The organism is Empedobacter sedimenti, from assembly GCF_030005555.1.
Classification (GTDB): Bacteria; Bacteroidota; Bacteroidia; order Flavobacteriales; family Weeksellaceae; genus Empedobacter; species Empedobacter sedimenti.
In genome coordinates this window covers 59,583-75,512 of sequence record NZ_JASCQG010000009.1, presented here as the reverse complement: position 1 = coordinate 75,512, position 15,930 = coordinate 59,583, and the positions used below count along the sequence as shown (strand labels likewise).

Genomic DNA, 15,930 nt, shown 5'->3' with positions numbered 1-15,930 from the left:
TTTCATTATTTTTATTGCATCAAATAATGGAATCATGAAGAAATTATTTTTAATGAGTTTCACAGCTTTAATGATTATGAGTTGTGGAGAAAAAAAAGAAGAATCAACTCAGACAGAGATTGATTATAGTACTGCTCCAGCTGAATCTTCTGAAACAACTGCAACGCCTGAAGCTAAGACAAACAATCATATTGTGTTAAAAGCAGGTGATGATATGCGTTTTGACAAAACAGAATTTACGGTAAAAGCAGGAGAAGAAGTAACGTTGATTTTGATGAATACAGGTGAAATGTCAAAAGAAGCTATGGGACATAATTTTATCTTGTTAAACCCAGGTTCTGATGCTTCTGAATTTGCGAACAAAGCGGCTTCTGCTAAAGCGACAGATTATATTCCAACAGAATTGAAATCTCAAATCATTGCAAATACAAAGCTTTTAGGAGGTAAAGAAAACGAGCAAATAAAATTTACATTAAAAGCTGGTTCTTATGACTTTTTATGCTCTTTCCCTGGACATTTTGCTACAATGAATGGAAAAATTACAGCGATTTAAAAACAAATTTTTATATCATCATTAAATGCGAGCAGTTTTAAACTGCTCGCATTTTTTATTGAGTAAAACTGTCACAAAACATGTCAGGACAAAGTTTCATTTTTACGTTTTTTTATAATAAAAATCGGATAAATAACTCATCAATTATAAGTTATCTATTTAATTTCTTTTTTACACATTTCACAATTATTTAAGTTTATCACGTCAAATAATTTCATTATTCTTAATTAAAACATAATTTTAATGAATTTATTAAAATTTTATTTCGCCAAAATAATTTTGGCACAGATATTGAAATATTACAAAGTGTATAAGATTTAGTAGAGTAAATTTTGTCCTCATGTGTTAATTTTAAGCCTGTTACTCAAAACAGGCTTTTTTTATTTTTAAAATCACTCTTTAATTAAAAAGTTATAAAATAATATAAATAAAAAACTCTGCTTTTAGCAGAGTCTTCATTAAAGTATGTTATTCTATTTTCTCCAATATTTATACGCATTAATTAATCCATTTGTAGAAGAGTCATGACTCTTCACTTGCTCGTCATTTGTCAACTCAGGTAAAATCACATTTGCCAACTGTTTTCCTAATTCTACTCCCCATTGATCAAAAGAAAAAACATTCCAAATAACACCTTGCACAAAAATTTTGTGTTCGTACATCGCAATTAAGTTTCCTAAAACTTTTGGTGACAACACTTCATATAAAATAGAATTTGTAGGACGATTTCCTTCAAAAATTTTAAAAGCAGTTAAGAAATCAATTTCTTCTTTTGATTTTCCAGCTTTCTCTAATTCAGCAACAACTGTTTCTTCATCTTTACCAAAGGCTAAAGCCTCTGTTTGAGCGAAAAAGTTTGATAATAGTTTAACATGATGATCGCCTAAAACATTCAATGAATTAGCTCCTGCAATAAAATCGGCTGGAATTAATCTTGTTCCTTGATGAATTAATTGATAAAAAGCATGTTGACCATTTGTTCCTGGTTCTCCCCAAATAATAGGTCCAGTTTCGTAATCAACTTTTTTTCCATCGCGACCAACATATTTACCATTACTTTCCATATCTCCTTGTTGAAAATACGCCGCAAAACGCGATAAATACTGTTCATAAGGTAATAATGCCACAGAATCTGCTCCAAAAAAATTGTTGTACCAAATTCCTAAAAGAGCCAAAACAACCGGAATATTTTGATCTAAAGTTTCCGTTTTGAAATGAACATCCATTTCGTGAGCTCCTTCTAATAATTCTTCGAAATTATCGAAACCTACTGCCAAAGCAATGCTCAAACCAATCGCACTCCACAATGAATAACGACCACCAACCCAATCCCAAAATTGGAACATATTTGCCGTATCAATTCCGAAATTAGCAACACCTTCTGCATTTGTCGATAACGCCACAAAATGTTTCGCAACATCAGCTTCTTTTGCATCCGAATTCAGAAACCATTCTTTCGCCGAAAATGCATTGGTCATCGTTTCTTGCGTTGTAAATGTTTTTGAAGCAACAATAAATAATGTTGTTTCAGGATTTATTTCCTTAAAAGTTTCTGCTAAATGCGTTCCATCAATATTTGAAACAAAGTGAATATTTAAACGTGTTTTATAATGTTTCAATGCTTCTGTTGCCATCACTGGTCCAAGGTCAGAACCTCCAATTCCGATATTGACAACATCTGTAATTTCTTTGCCCGAAAAACCTTTCCATTCACCTGAAATTACTTTCTCTGTGAAAGATTTCATCTGTTTTAAAACCTCATTAATTTGAGGCATGACATCTTTTCCATCAACCAAAACTTCTTCATTAGTTCGGTTGCGTAAAGCTGTATGCAGAACAGCTCTTTTTTCTGTCACGTTAATAACATCACCTTCAAACATTTGCTGAATTGCCGTATCAACATCCATTTCTTTCGCTAAATCAACCAAAAGTTGAATGGTTTCAGCATTAATTCTATTCTTTGAATAATCCACTAATAATGAAGGATATTGAATAGAAAACTCCTCAAAACGATTTGCATTTTGAGCAAACAGTTCTTTAATTGTAGTTTTTTGAATTGTTTGAAAATGATTCTTTAATGCCTTCCACGCATGAGTAGTTGTAGGATTGGTTGATTTTAAAGCCATAATAGTTATGTTTCCAAAACAAATTTAATCATTTATAATTCATCTAAAAATCATTCAAGATCAATAATTATTAAAATTAATTGAAGATTATAGATGAAAGTATGTAACCTTTATTAAATTACAGCGTCTATCATTCAAAACTATTTAATGAGAAATTATTTTTTCCTTACAATCCTATTACTTTGTACGATTACGCAAGCACAAATACGTGTGACGGGAAGTCTAAGAGACAACAATAATTTTGCTATTCCTTATGCTTCAATTGGAATTAAAAATTCAGAAATTGGAGCAATCACAGATGAAAAAGGTGAGTTTACAATCGAAGTTCCGGAAAGCTTAATTGATCATCAATTAATTTTTGATGCTTCTGGATATGTTGAAAAATCTATTCCTGTTAAAGAAATTCGACAAAATTCTATTGTAATATTAAATGAAAAGGAAGTTTCTTTGGCAGAAGTGATTGTTAAATCTGAAAAAATGAAAGAAAAAATCATTGGGCAAAAAACTCGCCCAATGTTGACTTTTTCTAAAATGTTTCAAGAAAATGCGCCAACTGTAGAACAAGGAAATATTTTTGAAATTTATCCAATAACAAAACTTAATACGTATAATTTTCACATCATTCCAAGCTCTAAATATGAAGAGATTACATTAAAAGTTAATATTTACGCAGTTAAAAATGGATTACCAACAGAATCTATATTAGAAGAAAATATCATTTACAAAACATCTACAACTGGATGGCAAAAAATAGATTTAACTCCTTATAAATTTCGTTTCAAAAATGTGGAAAAAATTGCTGTGACACTACAATTAGTTGATTATAAAAAATCTGAAAACGAAGACTTTGTTTTTGGTGTTTCAGCAAAAAAATCTCTAGCAAAAGATTTGCTGTTTCGTTACCAAAGTCAAGGCAATTGGGAACCATCTCCGGGTGTTTTTATCGCGAACTTAGACGTTTTATATTCCAAAGATAAATTAAATATAAAAGAAGAAAAGTCTGAAGAAATTGATACAAAAACGCAAGAATTAATATCATATTACCAACATAAAGAGGATGCTAAAAAGTCGATTTACGGAAAAAATAAGACAGGTAAATATATTGACGTAAACGATGCGAAAATCTATTATGAAGAATATGGACAAGGAGAGCCTTTGATATTTTTGCATGGAAATAACGGAAGTATAGAAGATTTTTATCAACAAATTCCATTTTTCGCAAAACAATATCGAGTAATTGCAATCGATACGCGTGGGCAAGGAAAAAGTACTGATTTGACAAATACCCCTTATGCATACGAAACATTTGCAAACGATTTATTACAAGTTGTTCAAAAACTTAATCTAAAAAAAGTAAACCTAATTGGTTGGAGTGATGGCGGAAATACAGCTTTAATTTTTAACGCCCAACGTCCTGAATTAGTTAATAAAATTGCAACAATTGGTGCTGTTCTTAACCCGAATGGAGTAAGCGAAGAACTGATTGAGAATTTGAAAAATTTAGCAAGTAATCCTTCAGAAAATACTAATTCACGCTTAATCCAATTGATGTTAAATGAACCAAATATTACAAAAGCAGAATTAAGTAAAATTCAAAATCCTGTATTAGTCATTGCTGGTGAAAAAGACGAAGTAAAAGAAAGTCATACGAAAGAAATTCAACAAAACATTTCAAAAGGAGAGTTATTGATTATTCCAAATTCGACACATTATGTTCCTTTCGAACAACCAAAAACATTGAATGATGCTATTTTGAAGTTTTTAAGGAATTAATTTATTGGAAATTTTCTAAATCTTTTGAAAATTCATTTAATAATTTTTCAAAAGATTTTTTAGCTAACTTATTGATGTTTTTCGTGTAAACAGGACCATCATTCGCATTAGATTGAATAATTCCTTTCACTTGTTTATTATAAATTAAGGTTTGTTTACTTAAATCAAAAACATTAATTTCACTAACAACTTGCTTACTAGTACTATTATCAGATGAAGGAATCAAAGAATAATCAGAAAAATCATTTCGTCGAATTCCAACTTCTAACAAAATTAAATAATCAATATCGTTACCATTTTTAATATCTTCTAAAATTGATTTATCAGGATTTAAGGATAATTTTCCAGGAACTAAAATCGTAGTATTTTGTTTATTCAATAAACGGTTACCCAAATGATTTTTTAATAAATCATTCGTTTTATTTTTAATATTACTTTGTAATTCAAAAGGAATCGAAGTTTCTAAAAATAACCAATTTCCTTCGGATGTATTCAATTTTAAGTTGTTTGTTTTGCTTTCTACTACATAAGAGGGAAATGAAATTGAAGGAACTAGCGCACAAGAATTTAGTACGATTAGAATAAATAAAGTAGGAATAAGTTTCATTTTTTTATGGTTTAATTGTTTACTAAAAATACTAAATAATTTAATATTTTATATCAAATTATTTTCTCCATATCTTTACTCCACTAAACCAACTCAATGAAATACATCACAGGTTTTTTTGTCCTTATTTGGCGCATTTGGATGATTTTGCTAGCCGCAATTTATGTCCTAACAATCGGCGTTTTTATCGTATTGCCTTTGGCAAGTTTCGAAAAAACATTCCCTTATATCTATCCTTTAATTAGATATTGGGGCAAATTTGTTTTGTACGGGACAGGATTCCGAATTGATTACAAAAAACTTGTTCCTCTCGATCCCAAAGAAAATTATGTTTTTATAGCTAATCATACTTCGGTGATGGACATTATGTTAATGTTGACAATTCTAAAGCATCATCCAATTGTATTTGTAGGCAAGGCAGAATTACTTAAAATTCCTATATTTGGAAGAATATTCGAACGAATTTGTATTCCTGTCGACCGAAAAAGTGCACGTAGTAAAGCGCTTGTTTATCCCGAAGCTAAGAAAAAATTAGACAAAGATCTCAGCATTTTTATTTTTCCTGAAGGTGGTGTAACCAACGACAAAGAATTCAAAATTTATTTAGATCCTTTTAAAGATGGTGCGTTTAACATTGCCATCGAAACAAAAACGCCTTTGGCTGTCATTGCTATTCATGGTGTAAATAAAATGTTTCCATTCAATTGGTTTAGAGGTTATCCAGGAAAAATTAGAGTTCGATTATTAGCAACTTTCGAAACGAAAGATTTAAACGTTAAAAACGATAAAGCTGCATTAAAAGAAGCTGCTTACAATACAATATTAAAAGATTTAGAACAATGAAAAATTTAGTTTATATAGCTCTTGGAACAACATTAATTGCTACAAGTTGTAATAAACAAATCTCTTCTACGACAAATACTGAAGCAAAAGACAATCAAACTTTTGCTGATTTAGATAAAGCTCGCATCAAACATTTGAGCTTGGATATTGAAACTGATTTCGATACGCATCAAATTAAAGGTTCGGCAGCTTATACATTCGAAAATAATCAAGCAAAACAATTGATTTTAGATACCGAAAAACTAACAATTGATTCAGTTTTATTAGCGAATGGGCAAAAAACAACATACAAATTAGGTGAAAAAGATTCAATCAAAGGTCAAGCTTTAATTATTGATGTCACACCAAATGATACAATTGTAAAAGTTTTCTACAAAACTTCGCCAGATGCAAATGCTTTACAATGGTTAAATCCACAACAAACACACGATAAAAAACATCCTTTTTTATTATCGCAAGGTCAAGCGATTTTAACACGTTCTTGGATTCCGATTCAGGATACACCAAGTGTTCGTGTAACGTATGATGCAAAAGTAAAAACACCAAAAGATTTGTTGCCTTTGATGAGTGCAATTAATCCAAAAGAAAAAAATGCCGAAGGAATTTATACCTTCAAAATGCCACAACCAATTGCGCCTTATTTGATTGCTTTGGCTGTTGGTGATGTGCAATATCAACCAATCGACAACAGAACTGGTGTTTATGCAGAACCTGGTTTGTTGAAAGCTGCTTCATGGGAATTTGCCGATATGGGAAAAATGGTGACTGCTGCCGAAAAATTGTACGGAAAATATCCGTGGGAACAATTTGATGTCTTGGTTTTACCACCTTCTTTTCCTTTTGGTGGAATGGAAAATCCACGTTTAACATTTGCTACGCCGACTGCAATTGTTGGTGATCGTTCGATGACGAATTTGATTGCACACGAGTTGGCGCATTCTTGGTCTGGAAATTTAGTAACGAATTCTACTTGGGATGATTTCTGGGTGAACGAAGGATTTACAGTTTATTTTGAGCGTAGAATCATGGAAGAATTAGAAGGAAAAGATTATGCGGATATGATTTCGGTAATCGGGTTTCAGGATTTGGAGACGTCGATGAAAAATATTCCAGAAAAATATACTTCATTAAAAGTGAACATGAAAGGTGCAAATCCTGATGATGCTTTTTCAGATGTTCCGTACGATAAAGGTTATTTATTTTTGAAAATGTTAGAAGATAAATATGGTCGTGAAAAGTTTGATCAATTCTTGAATCAATATTTTTCTTCGCATGCTTTCCAAACGATGACTACAGAAAAATTTGTGGATTATTTGAAAGCTAATTTGACAAATGGAGACGATTCTTTTGTTCAAGAATGGATTTATAATACAGGGTGGCCAAAAGATTTAAAAAAACCTACTTCAAAATTATTTGATTTAGCAGAAGCTCAATTACAGCAAGATATTACAAACGGACGAAATAAAGTTGCTCCGAAAAAGGTGGCAATTTCTACGAAATCTACAAACGAATGGGTTCATTTTATTCGTCAAATTGATACAACTAAAAACACAAAAGAAGATTTAGCTTATTTGGATGCTATTTATGATTTTACAAATTCAAAAAATCCTGAAATAGAAACAGCTTGGTACGAAAAAGCATTTTTAATGCATTATGATAAAGTCAACACAAATGCGAAAGAATTCTTGGTAAATGTTGGTCGTCGTAAATTTTTAGAGCCTTTATACTTAGCTTTAAAAGAATCTAATCAATTAGATTTAGCAAAGAATATTTACAAAGATGCACGTCCAAATTATCATTTTGTAGCGCGTCAAACTATAGATACAATGTTAAATTACAAACCATAAAACATGGCGATTGTAGCATATACAGACGGTTCGTCGTTGGGAAATCCTGGTCCAGGAGGATTTGGTTGTATTTTGTTGGAAACCGAGAAAAAAGTCAAAAAAGAAATTTCTCAAGGTTTTCGGCTAACTACGAATAACCGAATGGAATTGTTGGCAGTTATCACAGCTTTAGAAACGCTAAAATTTACCAATACAGAAATTACCATTGTCACAGATTCTAAATACGTGGTAGATGCAGTAGAAAAACGTTGGGTTTTTGGTTGGTTGCAAAAGAATTTCAAAGGAAAAAAGAACGAAGATTTGTGGCGACGCTTTTTAGATGTTTACAAAATTCATCGTGTAAAATTTCAGTGGATAAAAGGTCACGCCGGACATCATTGGAACGAAGAAGCTGATAAATTAGCTGTTGCTGCTGCAAATAAACCCGAAAATTTTAAGATAGATTCTTACTTCGAAATTCATCAAAACGAAGAATAATTTTCTAATTTTGTGAAGGAGAAAAAACAATGAAAACGAAAAAATGGTGGAGATTTCTCCCGCTAATTTTAATTATAATGTACAGTTGCTCACCCAACTCAAAAAAAGGTGAAATTATCTACTTTGGTGGACGAATAGCGAATGCACAAACTGATAGCATTTACCTATTATTGAATAACCGAGAAAAAGCTTTTGCATTAGATTTTGATGGAAATTTCTCAGATACAGTTCAATTAGTTGACGAAGGTTACAAAAAACTTTCAATAGATCGAGAAGAATTTACTATTTATTTAGTTCCAGGTGATAGTTTAGTGCTAAACGCTGATTTAAATAAAATAGAGAGTCAATTTAAATTTTCAGGAAAAGGTGATAATCGAAACAATTATTTGATCGAAAAAAGTTTTAAAGCGGATCAATTTCTAACCAATAATACCGAATTATTTCAATTAGCACCTCCAGATTTTAGAGAAAAAATAAAAACATTTCACGAAATTGTTTTTAATAATCTAAAGAATTTAGATGTTAATCCTTCTTTTATCAAAACTGAAGAACAAAATTTAAACTACGATTTTATTAACTTATTGTATTTGTATAAAGATACTTATGCATATTACAATCCTGCATCACAACAATTACCAGTAGATTTTTTGAAAGAGTTAGATAAAATTGACCTAGATAATGATGATGACTACAAAACTTATCAAAGCTATCGAAATATTGTCTTAACTCATTTACAAGAGAAATTATACCAAGGATTTTCAGCAGATAGCTTACTTGAAGAAGTTAAAAGCAAAGCGATAAAAAATGGATTTATTAATTCGTTAATTTATGAACTTAATCCAAAAGATCAAAACAGTACAGCAATTTATCAAGCTATACAGAAACACTGTGATTATCAGCCTTGGCTAGATGAAGCAAAAAAACGAATGGAGTTAAAATAAATATTTATTAAACAAGAAAACCTTGCAAAATTGCAAGGTTTTCTTGTTTAATTCTGACACAATTTTATCCATTAAATGTGTAATATCTTGCTCCTTTCAAATCTGGATTCTCTTTTTCTATGCGATCTAAAGCAAATCCTTTCGAATTATTTATCGATGTTTTCAGATTCTTATTATGTAAATCTTGGTATTGCTCAAAAGAAATCTCTTGTCTATCATTCAAATATTCAAATAAATTCATTTTATTCATCACGTTTTTCCAACCTTCACCAATTTGTCCTTGAAAAACTTTTGATTTTGATCCAGATCCATACGCAATAAACCCTATTTTTTGTCCTACCAATTCCTCGTTTACATCAAAACTAACTTGTAATGCAGACAAAAAAGCTGTAAAAATAGACGCTGTGTACATATTCCCAATTTCTGACGAAGCACGTTGAGTTGGCTCAACTTTCTCTTTAATTAAAGCTTTATATTCGTCCGATTTTGAAACCAATTTCAGATTATCGTTCGAGTTATCTTGATTGTTTTCTAAAGCAAAAACATCCGAAAACATTCGTTTTCCTTGAAAAGCATATGGTAAATGAAACGCTATATAACGCCAATTCTCGTATAATTTTGTTGTAATACCGGCTTGTTCTTTAAAGTTATAATAAGCTTCTCGAACACGATTTTTATAACATTCGTTTGAATACTGACCTTCAAAAACGGGTTCATCAGAAAAAATCTCTATCTCCGATTTTGTTGTTTCTAAAGTATTTAAAACTTCTTCTTGAGATGTAGTTTGGCGTGGTTTAAAGAAATCAAAAACCGATTCTGTTCCAATTCCCCAAACAGAATCAAACTCGATTAAATTTGGTTGATTTGAAATTAAAACTGCTACAGCACCAGCGCCTTGCGTATATTCTCCTGTCGATTCTAATCCATATTTAGCATAATCTGCTGCAATTACAATTGCTTTTTTCTCCGGATTAACACGTACATAATCTATCGAATTCTGCATTGCATCAACTCCACCAATACAAGCAAACGTCATGTCGACAATATCAGTATGTTTAAAAATTCGAGCTCCAAATTCATCTTCCAAAACAGATTCTACCAACTGAACAGCGTAAGTTGCAGTAGGTTTTGCACCATCTAGAGCACTTTCTGTACCTAAATAAATGCGCCCAATTTCTGTAGGATTAATCTTAAAATCTTTGATTAATTTCAGTAAAGCATTCGCCGCAATTGTCGCTGTATCTTCGTGCACATCGAGGATAGCCATTTTTTTAAGTCCTAATCCTAATTCTAGTTTTTCGGGATCAATATTTCTTTTTATTGCTAAGTCTTTTATAGGCAAATAGATGTGTGGGACGTAGATAGAAGCCGCCTCAATTCCATATTTCATTCTGAGTATTTTTTAAGCGAACTTCAAAGTTAAGTTTAATTTAAAAAAATTTAATCTCGAAATTATACTATTCTTGAATCATTAAAAATTAGATAAAAATCACTAGTTTTTATTGAATTATTCCTAAATTTAGACATCATTTAAATAAAATTCAAAAACCTATTATGGCAAGAACCTTTTATAAATCAATTAAAAATTCAATCAAATATTGGTGGATTTTATCAATTATCGGAATCCTTTTTATTGGATTAGGTATATACTGTTTTGCTAACCCATTAGCTTCTTATACAGCTTTATCTATATTTTTTGCGGTATCTTTTTTATTCTCAGGAGTTTCAGAAATCATTTTCTCTCTTTCGAATAAAGATGAAATTGATAGCTGGGGTTGGACATTAGCTTACGGAATTGTAACAACTATTGTAGGACTTTTGTTAGTTACAAACCCTGTTTTAAGTTTAGAAGTTTTTGCAGCTTACATCGGGTTTTTAGTTATGTTTCGTTCTATTGCTGGAATTAGCTACGCATTTGATCTTAAGAACTATGGAGTAAAAGATTGGGGAGGAACATTATTTATCTCAATTGTTGGATTAATTTTAGCTTTCATCTTATTAGCTTCTCCTGCTTTAGCTGGCTTAACAGCAGTAACTTGGATGGCTTTAGCGGTAATAACGTCTGGAATTTTTGCGATTTTTGTGTCTTTACAATTAAAACGTGTAAAAGGAATTCCTCAAAAAATTTCGGATGATTTGAGAAAACGATACGAAGAAATTAGAAAAGAAATTGAAGATTTTAGAGACTAATCTTATTATAAAAAAACAAGCGCTATTTCAAATTTGAAATAGCGCTTGTTTTTTTATTTTCCTGAAAATCCATCTAAAACACCAGCTTTAAAAGACTGAATAATCGTTTCTGGATGATCGATAAAATTTAATATTCCGTAAGCTAAAATAGCTCCTAATGCTATTCTACCAATTGATAAAGATATTTTTTTCATCGTAGTTAAGTTTTTTTCTAAGATAAGATAATTTATAAGATTGGAGCTAATAATCTGCAAACTGATGCAAATGCACGATTATACCAAGGTCGATTCATCCAATGTTCTATTGTTAAAATATCCGAATTATTTCGATCAATCTCAAAATGTTTTGCCATTTCTTGTAATAATCCATCATTCTGAAGAACAGAAGTTATCTCAAAATTGATAAAAAAGCTTCTGTAATCTAAATTTACAGTTCCGATATACGCTATTTCGTCATCTATCGTAATTGTTTTTGCATGTATAAAGCCTTTGTTGTATAAAAAAACTTTAACACCACGCTCCAAAAAAGGTTTTAAATAAGACAAAGAAGCTTGCTGTACAATAACAGAATCTCCTTCTTTTGGAATAATCAATTCTACTTCTACACCGGCAGAAACGGCAATAAAAATCGCTGTTTTAAATTCGTCACTCGGAATAAAATAAGGTGTACAAATTTGTACTTTTTTCTTTGCCAACATAATTCCCAACATCATAGACTCCATTGCAGAATGTATTTTGTCTCCTGGCGAAGTAAATCCGAAACTTACAACTGCGGAATCCTTGTATTGTTCTTTAGAAAGATTATAATATTTAGAATCCGAAATAGCATAGTTTTTCCCGTCAGTCATCATCCAATTAAGGTAAAAACGTAATTGTAAAATATTTATCGCTTCACCTTTTATCATCACAGATGTATCGCGCCAATAAACCTTATTATTGGGACTTTTCTCACCATTTTGATTGATATATTTATCCGAAATATTAATTCCACCAACAAAGGCTATTTTAGCATCTACAATTAATATTTTACGGTGATTTCGGTAATTAGAATTTGCCAAAGAGGTAAAATGAACAGGTAAAAAAGTCTGGAAATCGACTCCCGTTCCTTCAAACCTTTTCTTGTGTTTATTAAGAGCTGGCGAACCAAAATCATCAACCGTTATTCGTACATCAACACCATTTTTAGCTTTTTCTTCTAAAATTGAAATGATTTCATTACCTATTTTATCTTCCTCAAAAATATAATATTCGAGATGGATGTGATCTGTTGCGGAACGTAAAGCGTCCAAAAACAAAGGAAACTTTTCTTCACCATTCGTCAATAATTTTACTTCATTATTTGTAGATGGAGGAGCAATTCTCCCGTTATTTAGATAACGAAAAACTTGCGTTAATGAGCCTAAATTTTCTTCAATTTTAGATAAATCATCTTGAATTAAATTTTCTAACTCATTCCATTTTTGATTCACGACATCTTTATGCGTTTTATCAACTCTCTTGAAATATTGTTCTTTTTTGAAACCTTGCCCAAAGAAAAAATAGATAATAACACCAACAACTGGCAAAAAAACGATGACTAAAATCCAAGCCATTGTTTTAGTTGGATTTCCATTATTGAATAAAATAGTCAAAATTGTAGTTAAATAGATAATTGTAAGTGGAATCCAGCTCCATTCCTTTACAAAATTCCAACAATCTATCACTGTTACTAAATCCATCTTTTACAATTCAAGTTATTTTTCCGAAATAAATATACTTGAAATCAGATGATTAAAAAAATATTAAATTTTTATTGAAATTAATTTGGATTAATAAAAAATACATCCTTATATTTGCAATCCAAAATGACGGTGCCTTAGCTCAGTTGGTAGAGCAAAGGACTGAAAATCCTTGTGTCCCTGGTTCGATTCCTGGAGGCACCACCACATTTATAACCTCAAACGCAAGTTTGAGGTTTTTTTTATTATATAGATATTATAACAATTTATTAATTGAATATTTCTCAACATCTTGATGAAATATTCCGTAAATTGCATTACAATGGAGATAGGAAACAGACCTTGGGGTTCTTACTATGTATTAGAGGACACAGATTTTTATAAATTAAAAAGAATTGAAGTTAATGTTGGAGGGCGCTTGTCTTATCAATATCATAATCATCGTGCAGAAGTTTGGACTATTGTACAGGGGAAAGCTTTGGTTACTTTAGATGGAAATGATTACGAATACAAGGCTGGAGAAGTTGTTATAATACCTTTACAAGCTAAACATCGTATTCAAAACATTGGAGATGAGACATTAATTTTTATCGAAGTACAACACGGCACGTATTTTGGTGAAGAGGACATCATTCGTATCGAAGATGACTACAACCGTTCTAGTGAAGACTAGAAATACCAAACTATAAAACTAAACTACTAATTATATACTATGAAAATCGGAATTACATTCAGTGCATTTGACCTTTTGCATGCTGGGCATATTAAAATGCTGGAAGATGCGAAACAACAATGTGATTATTTGATCGTTGGTTTACAAACCGATCCAACATTAGATCGTCCAGAAAAAAACAAACCAACACAAACTGTTGTTGAGCGTTACATTCAGTTAAAAGGATGCAAATTTGTTGACGAAATTGTTCCTTACGCAACAGAACAAGACTTAGAAGATGTTTTACGCTCTTTTAATGTTGATGTTCGTATTCTTGGTATAGAATATCAAGATAAAAACTTCACTGGACGTAATTATTGTGAAGAGAAAGGAATTGAGTTATATTACAACTCTAGAGATCACCGTTTTTCTAGCTCTGGGCTTAGAAAAGTGGTTGCTGAAAAGGAATTATTAAAAATTGTAAAATAACAATTTAATGAGGTTAGAAATTTATCTAACCTTTTTTTATACCCAATACTTTCTCAATCAAAAAATTAATATAAAAATTTATTCTAAAAATTATACCTTTGCAAAATGTCAAATATAGTTGCAATTGTAGGAAGACCAAACGTTGGTAAATCTACGTTCTTCAACAGATTAATTCAAAAAAGACAAGCTATCGTTGATGACACTTCTGGTGTTACACGTGATCGTCACTATGGAAAATCTGATTGGAATGGAAAAGAGTTTACCGTAATCGATACCGGAGGGTATGTCGTTGGTTCTGATGATACCTTTGAAGAAGAGATCCGCAAGCAAGTTGAATTAGCTATTGATGAAGCAAATGTAATTTTGTTCATGGTAGACAATCAAGTTGGATTAACGGATATGGATAAGGAAGTTGGCAACCTTTTAAGACGCACTAAGAAGCCTACATTCTTAGTTGTGAATAAGGTCGATACCAACAAAAACATTGACGATACTTATGAGTTTTATAACCTAGGTTTCGAAAAAATGTACACAATCGCTGCCATGAGTGGTAGTGGAACTGGTGAATTATTGGATGATGTTGTGGATACTTTCACAGAAGAAGAACACATTGATCCATTCGAAGGTTTACCTAAAATTACAATCGTAGGTCGTCCAAATGCTGGAAAATCTACTTTTATCAATGCTTTATTAGGTGAAGAACGTAATATTGTAACAGATATCGCAGGAACTACACGTGATTCTATCGAAACGTTGTACAATAAATTTGGACACGAGTTTGTTTTGGTAGACACTGCAGGTATGCGTAAAAAAGGAAAAGTTAGCGAAGACTTAGAATTTTATTCTGTAATGCGTTCAGTTCGTGCTATTGAAGAATGTGATGTTTGTGTTTTAATGATTGACGCTGAACGCGGAATAGAAGCACAAGATTTAAATATTCTTTATTTAGCAGAACGCAACCGAAAAGGTGTTGTAATCTTGGTAAACAAATGGGATTTATTAGAAAAGGAGACCAATACAATGAAAGAATACAAAGATGCTATTCTGAAACGTATTGCGCCTTTTACAGACGTTCCTGTATTGTTTATCTCTGCGTTAACTAAACAACGTGTACTAAAAGCGGTAGACACATTTATTGATGTGCACGAAAATCGTAGTCGTCGTATCAAAACGAGTAAATTAAATGAAACTTTGTTACCGATTATCGAGATTACGCCTCCGCCTGCAGTAAAAGGAAAATACATTAAGATCAAATATGTAACGCAATTACCTACAAAAACGCCACAGTTTGCGTTTTTCTGTAATTTGCCACAATACATCAGAGATCCTTACAAACGATTTATTGAAAATCAATTGAGAAGAGAATTTGATTTTGAAGGAGTTCCAATCGAAGTTTACTTCAGAAAGAAATAACAAAAAACCAAAAAGTCCATTTACAATTTGTAGATGGACTTTTTTATTGAATAACAATAGAATTTAATATTCATAAAAAAAGCTCAACGATTGACGCTGAGCATTTTTGTGACCGAGACAGGATTCAAACCTGTAACCTCTTGAGCCGTAATCAAGTGCGCTATTCAGTTGCGCCACTCGGCCGTTTGAAATAATTGAAAGTATTTCCCCTTATTTTCGAATGCAAATATACAGTACTTTTATCGTAAAAACCTAAGCTTTTCGAGAAAAATTTTTAACAATAATTTAATTTACAACGTATC

General features: G+C 31.4%; 15 protein-coding genes and 2 tRNA genes. 11 read left to right on the top strand and 6 right to left on the bottom strand.

Annotation, left to right across the window (positions count from 1 at the left end; all coding sequences use genetic code 11):
* Positions 1 to 34 precede the first annotated feature (34 nt).
* Positions 35 to 553, top strand: a complete 519-nt coding sequence (locus tag QHG34_RS09835; RefSeq protein ID WP_282630011.1) for a plastocyanin/azurin family copper-binding protein — start codon at positions 35 to 37, stop codon at positions 551 to 553.
* Between the two features lie 473 nt (positions 554 to 1,026).
* On the opposite strand, the gene pgi is transcribed toward QHG34_RS09835, so the two are convergent.
* Positions 1,027 to 2,679 carry a glucose-6-phosphate isomerase gene (gene pgi / locus QHG34_RS09830; RefSeq protein ID WP_282630010.1) on the bottom strand — a complete coding sequence of 551 codons (1,653 nt, stop codon included), beginning with the start codon at positions 2,677 to 2,679 and terminating at the stop codon, positions 1,027 to 1,029.
* 147 nt (positions 2,680 to 2,826) lie between these two features.
* Between pgi and QHG34_RS09825 the strand changes: the two genes are divergently transcribed.
* Positions 2,827 to 4,452 carry an alpha/beta fold hydrolase gene (locus tag QHG34_RS09825; protein WP_282630009.1) on the top strand — a complete coding sequence of 542 codons (1,626 nt, stop codon included), beginning with the start codon at positions 2,827 to 2,829 and terminating at the stop codon, positions 4,450 to 4,452.
* 1 nt (position 4,453) lies between these two features.
* Here QHG34_RS09825 and QHG34_RS09820 read toward each other — a convergent pair whose 3' ends face one another.
* Positions 4,454 to 5,059, bottom strand: coding sequence for a hypothetical protein (locus QHG34_RS09820; protein WP_125349188.1), 606 nt, complete (start codon positions 5,057 to 5,059; stop codon positions 4,454 to 4,456).
* Positions 5,060 to 5,155: 96 nt separating this feature from the next.
* On the opposite strand from QHG34_RS09820, the gene QHG34_RS09815 reads away from it, so the two are divergent.
* The 4 genes from QHG34_RS09815 to QHG34_RS09800 all read left to right on the top strand — a co-directional run bounded on the left by QHG34_RS09815 (position 5,156) and on the right by QHG34_RS09800 (position 9,167).
* Positions 5,156 to 5,902, top strand: a complete 747-nt coding sequence (locus QHG34_RS09815; protein WP_282630008.1) for a lysophospholipid acyltransferase family protein — start codon at positions 5,156 to 5,158, stop codon at positions 5,900 to 5,902.
* Positions 5,899 to 7,749: a M1 family metallopeptidase gene (locus QHG34_RS09810; RefSeq protein ID WP_282630007.1), complete on the top strand. Its 1,851-nt coding sequence runs from the start codon at positions 5,899 to 5,901 to the stop codon at positions 7,747 to 7,749. The genes QHG34_RS09815 and QHG34_RS09810 overlap by 4 nt, the downstream gene beginning before the upstream one ends.
* Positions 7,750 to 7,752: 3 nt before the next feature.
* Positions 7,753 to 8,226, top strand: coding sequence for a ribonuclease HI (gene rnhA, locus QHG34_RS09805; protein WP_282630005.1), 474 nt, complete (start codon positions 7,753 to 7,755; stop codon positions 8,224 to 8,226).
* 77 nt (positions 8,227 to 8,303) lie between these two features.
* Complete coding sequence (locus QHG34_RS09800) at positions 8,304 to 9,167, top strand: hypothetical protein (protein WP_282630003.1); 864 nt, start codon at positions 8,304 to 8,306, stop codon at positions 9,165 to 9,167.
* A gap of 64 nt (positions 9,168 to 9,231) precedes the next feature.
* Here the strand turns inward: QHG34_RS09800 and QHG34_RS09795 are convergent, their stop codons facing one another.
* Positions 9,232 to 10,557, bottom strand: coding sequence for a hydroxymethylglutaryl-CoA synthase family protein (locus QHG34_RS09795; RefSeq protein WP_282630002.1), 1,326 nt, complete (start codon positions 10,555 to 10,557; stop codon positions 9,232 to 9,234).
* Between the two features lie 164 nt (positions 10,558 to 10,721).
* Here QHG34_RS09795 and QHG34_RS09790 point away from each other — a divergent pair, with 164 nt between their 5' ends.
* Positions 10,722 to 11,357, top strand: a complete 636-nt coding sequence (locus QHG34_RS09790; protein WP_282630001.1) for an HdeD family acid-resistance protein — start codon at positions 10,722 to 10,724, stop codon at positions 11,355 to 11,357.
* Positions 11,358 to 11,410: 53 nt separating this feature from the next.
* Here QHG34_RS09790 and QHG34_RS09785 read toward each other — a convergent pair whose 3' ends face one another.
* Together QHG34_RS09785 and cls are read right to left on the bottom strand one after the other, a co-directional pair.
* Positions 11,411 to 11,551: a hypothetical protein gene (locus QHG34_RS09785; protein ID WP_282630000.1), complete on the bottom strand. Its 141-nt coding sequence runs from the start codon at positions 11,549 to 11,551 to the stop codon at positions 11,411 to 11,413.
* Positions 11,552 to 11,583: 32 nt separating this feature from the next.
* The gene (gene cls, locus QHG34_RS09780) at positions 11,584 to 13,074 is read right to left on the bottom strand and encodes a cardiolipin synthase (RefSeq protein WP_282629999.1); all 1,491 of its coding nucleotides are present in this window, start codon (positions 13,072 to 13,074) and stop codon (positions 11,584 to 11,586) included.
* A 131-nt stretch (positions 13,075 to 13,205) separates the two neighbouring features.
* On the opposite strand from cls, the gene QHG34_RS09775 reads away from it, so the two are divergent.
* The 4 genes from QHG34_RS09775 (at position 13,206) to der (ending at position 15,628) form a co-directional block, all read left to right on the top strand.
* Positions 13,206 to 13,281, top strand: a tRNA-Phe gene (locus tag QHG34_RS09775).
* Between the two features lie 115 nt (positions 13,282 to 13,396).
* A complete protein-coding gene (locus QHG34_RS09770; protein ID WP_282629998.1) occupies positions 13,397 to 13,747 on the top strand; it encodes a phosphomannose isomerase type II C-terminal cupin domain in 351 nt (116 codons plus the stop codon).
* A 39-nt stretch (positions 13,748 to 13,786) separates the two neighbouring features.
* On the top strand, positions 13,787 to 14,215 hold the full coding sequence (locus QHG34_RS09765) for an adenylyltransferase/cytidyltransferase family protein (RefSeq protein ID WP_282629997.1): 429 nt from the start codon (positions 13,787 to 13,789) through the stop codon (positions 14,213 to 14,215).
* Positions 14,216 to 14,320: 105 nt separating this feature from the next.
* A complete protein-coding gene (der, locus tag QHG34_RS09760; protein ID WP_282629996.1) occupies positions 14,321 to 15,628 on the top strand; it encodes a ribosome biogenesis GTPase Der in 1,308 nt (435 codons plus the stop codon).
* A 109-nt stretch (positions 15,629 to 15,737) separates the two neighbouring features.
* Here the strand turns inward: der and QHG34_RS09755 are convergent.
* Positions 15,738 to 15,811, bottom strand: a tRNA-Arg gene (locus QHG34_RS09755).
* Positions 15,812 to 15,930: the final 119 nt, after the last annotated feature.

Excerpts from the sequence above, each read along its gene's own strand:
- QHG34_RS09835 (WP_282630011.1), top strand. The coding sequence starts at position 35 with ATGAAGAAATTATTTTTAATGAGTTTCACAGCTTTAATGATTATGAGT.
- pgi (WP_282630010.1), bottom strand. The coding sequence starts at position 2,679 with ATGGCTTTAAAATCAACCAATCCTACAACTACTCATGCGTGGAAGGCA.
- QHG34_RS09825 (WP_282630009.1), top strand. The coding sequence starts at position 2,827 with ATGAGAAATTATTTTTTCCTTACAATCCTATTACTTTGTACGATTACG.
- QHG34_RS09820 (WP_125349188.1), bottom strand. The coding sequence starts at position 5,059 with ATGAAACTTATTCCTACTTTATTTATTCTAATCGTACTAAATTCTTGT.
- QHG34_RS09815 (WP_282630008.1), top strand. The coding sequence starts at position 5,156 with ATGAAATACATCACAGGTTTTTTTGTCCTTATTTGGCGCATTTGGATG.
- QHG34_RS09810 (WP_282630007.1), top strand. The coding sequence starts at position 5,899 with ATGAAAAATTTAGTTTATATAGCTCTTGGAACAACATTAATTGCTACA.
- rnhA (WP_282630005.1), top strand. The coding sequence starts at position 7,753 with ATGGCGATTGTAGCATATACAGACGGTTCGTCGTTGGGAAATCCTGGT.
- QHG34_RS09800 (WP_282630003.1), top strand. The coding sequence starts at position 8,304 with ATGTACAGTTGCTCACCCAACTCAAAAAAAGGTGAAATTATCTACTTT.
- QHG34_RS09795 (WP_282630002.1), bottom strand. The coding sequence starts at position 10,557 with ATGAAATATGGAATTGAGGCGGCTTCTATCTACGTCCCACACATCTAT.
- QHG34_RS09790 (WP_282630001.1), top strand. The coding sequence starts at position 10,722 with ATGGCAAGAACCTTTTATAAATCAATTAAAAATTCAATCAAATATTGG.
- QHG34_RS09785 (WP_282630000.1), bottom strand. The coding sequence starts at position 11,551 with ATGAAAAAAATATCTTTATCAATTGGTAGAATAGCATTAGGAGCTATT.
- cls (WP_282629999.1), bottom strand. The coding sequence starts at position 13,074 with ATGGATTTAGTAACAGTGATAGATTGTTGGAATTTTGTAAAGGAATGG.
- QHG34_RS09770 (WP_282629998.1), top strand. The coding sequence starts at position 13,397 with ATGGAGATAGGAAACAGACCTTGGGGTTCTTACTATGTATTAGAGGAC.
- QHG34_RS09765 (WP_282629997.1), top strand. The coding sequence starts at position 13,787 with ATGAAAATCGGAATTACATTCAGTGCATTTGACCTTTTGCATGCTGGG.
- der (WP_282629996.1), top strand. The coding sequence starts at position 14,321 with ATGTCAAATATAGTTGCAATTGTAGGAAGACCAAACGTTGGTAAATCT.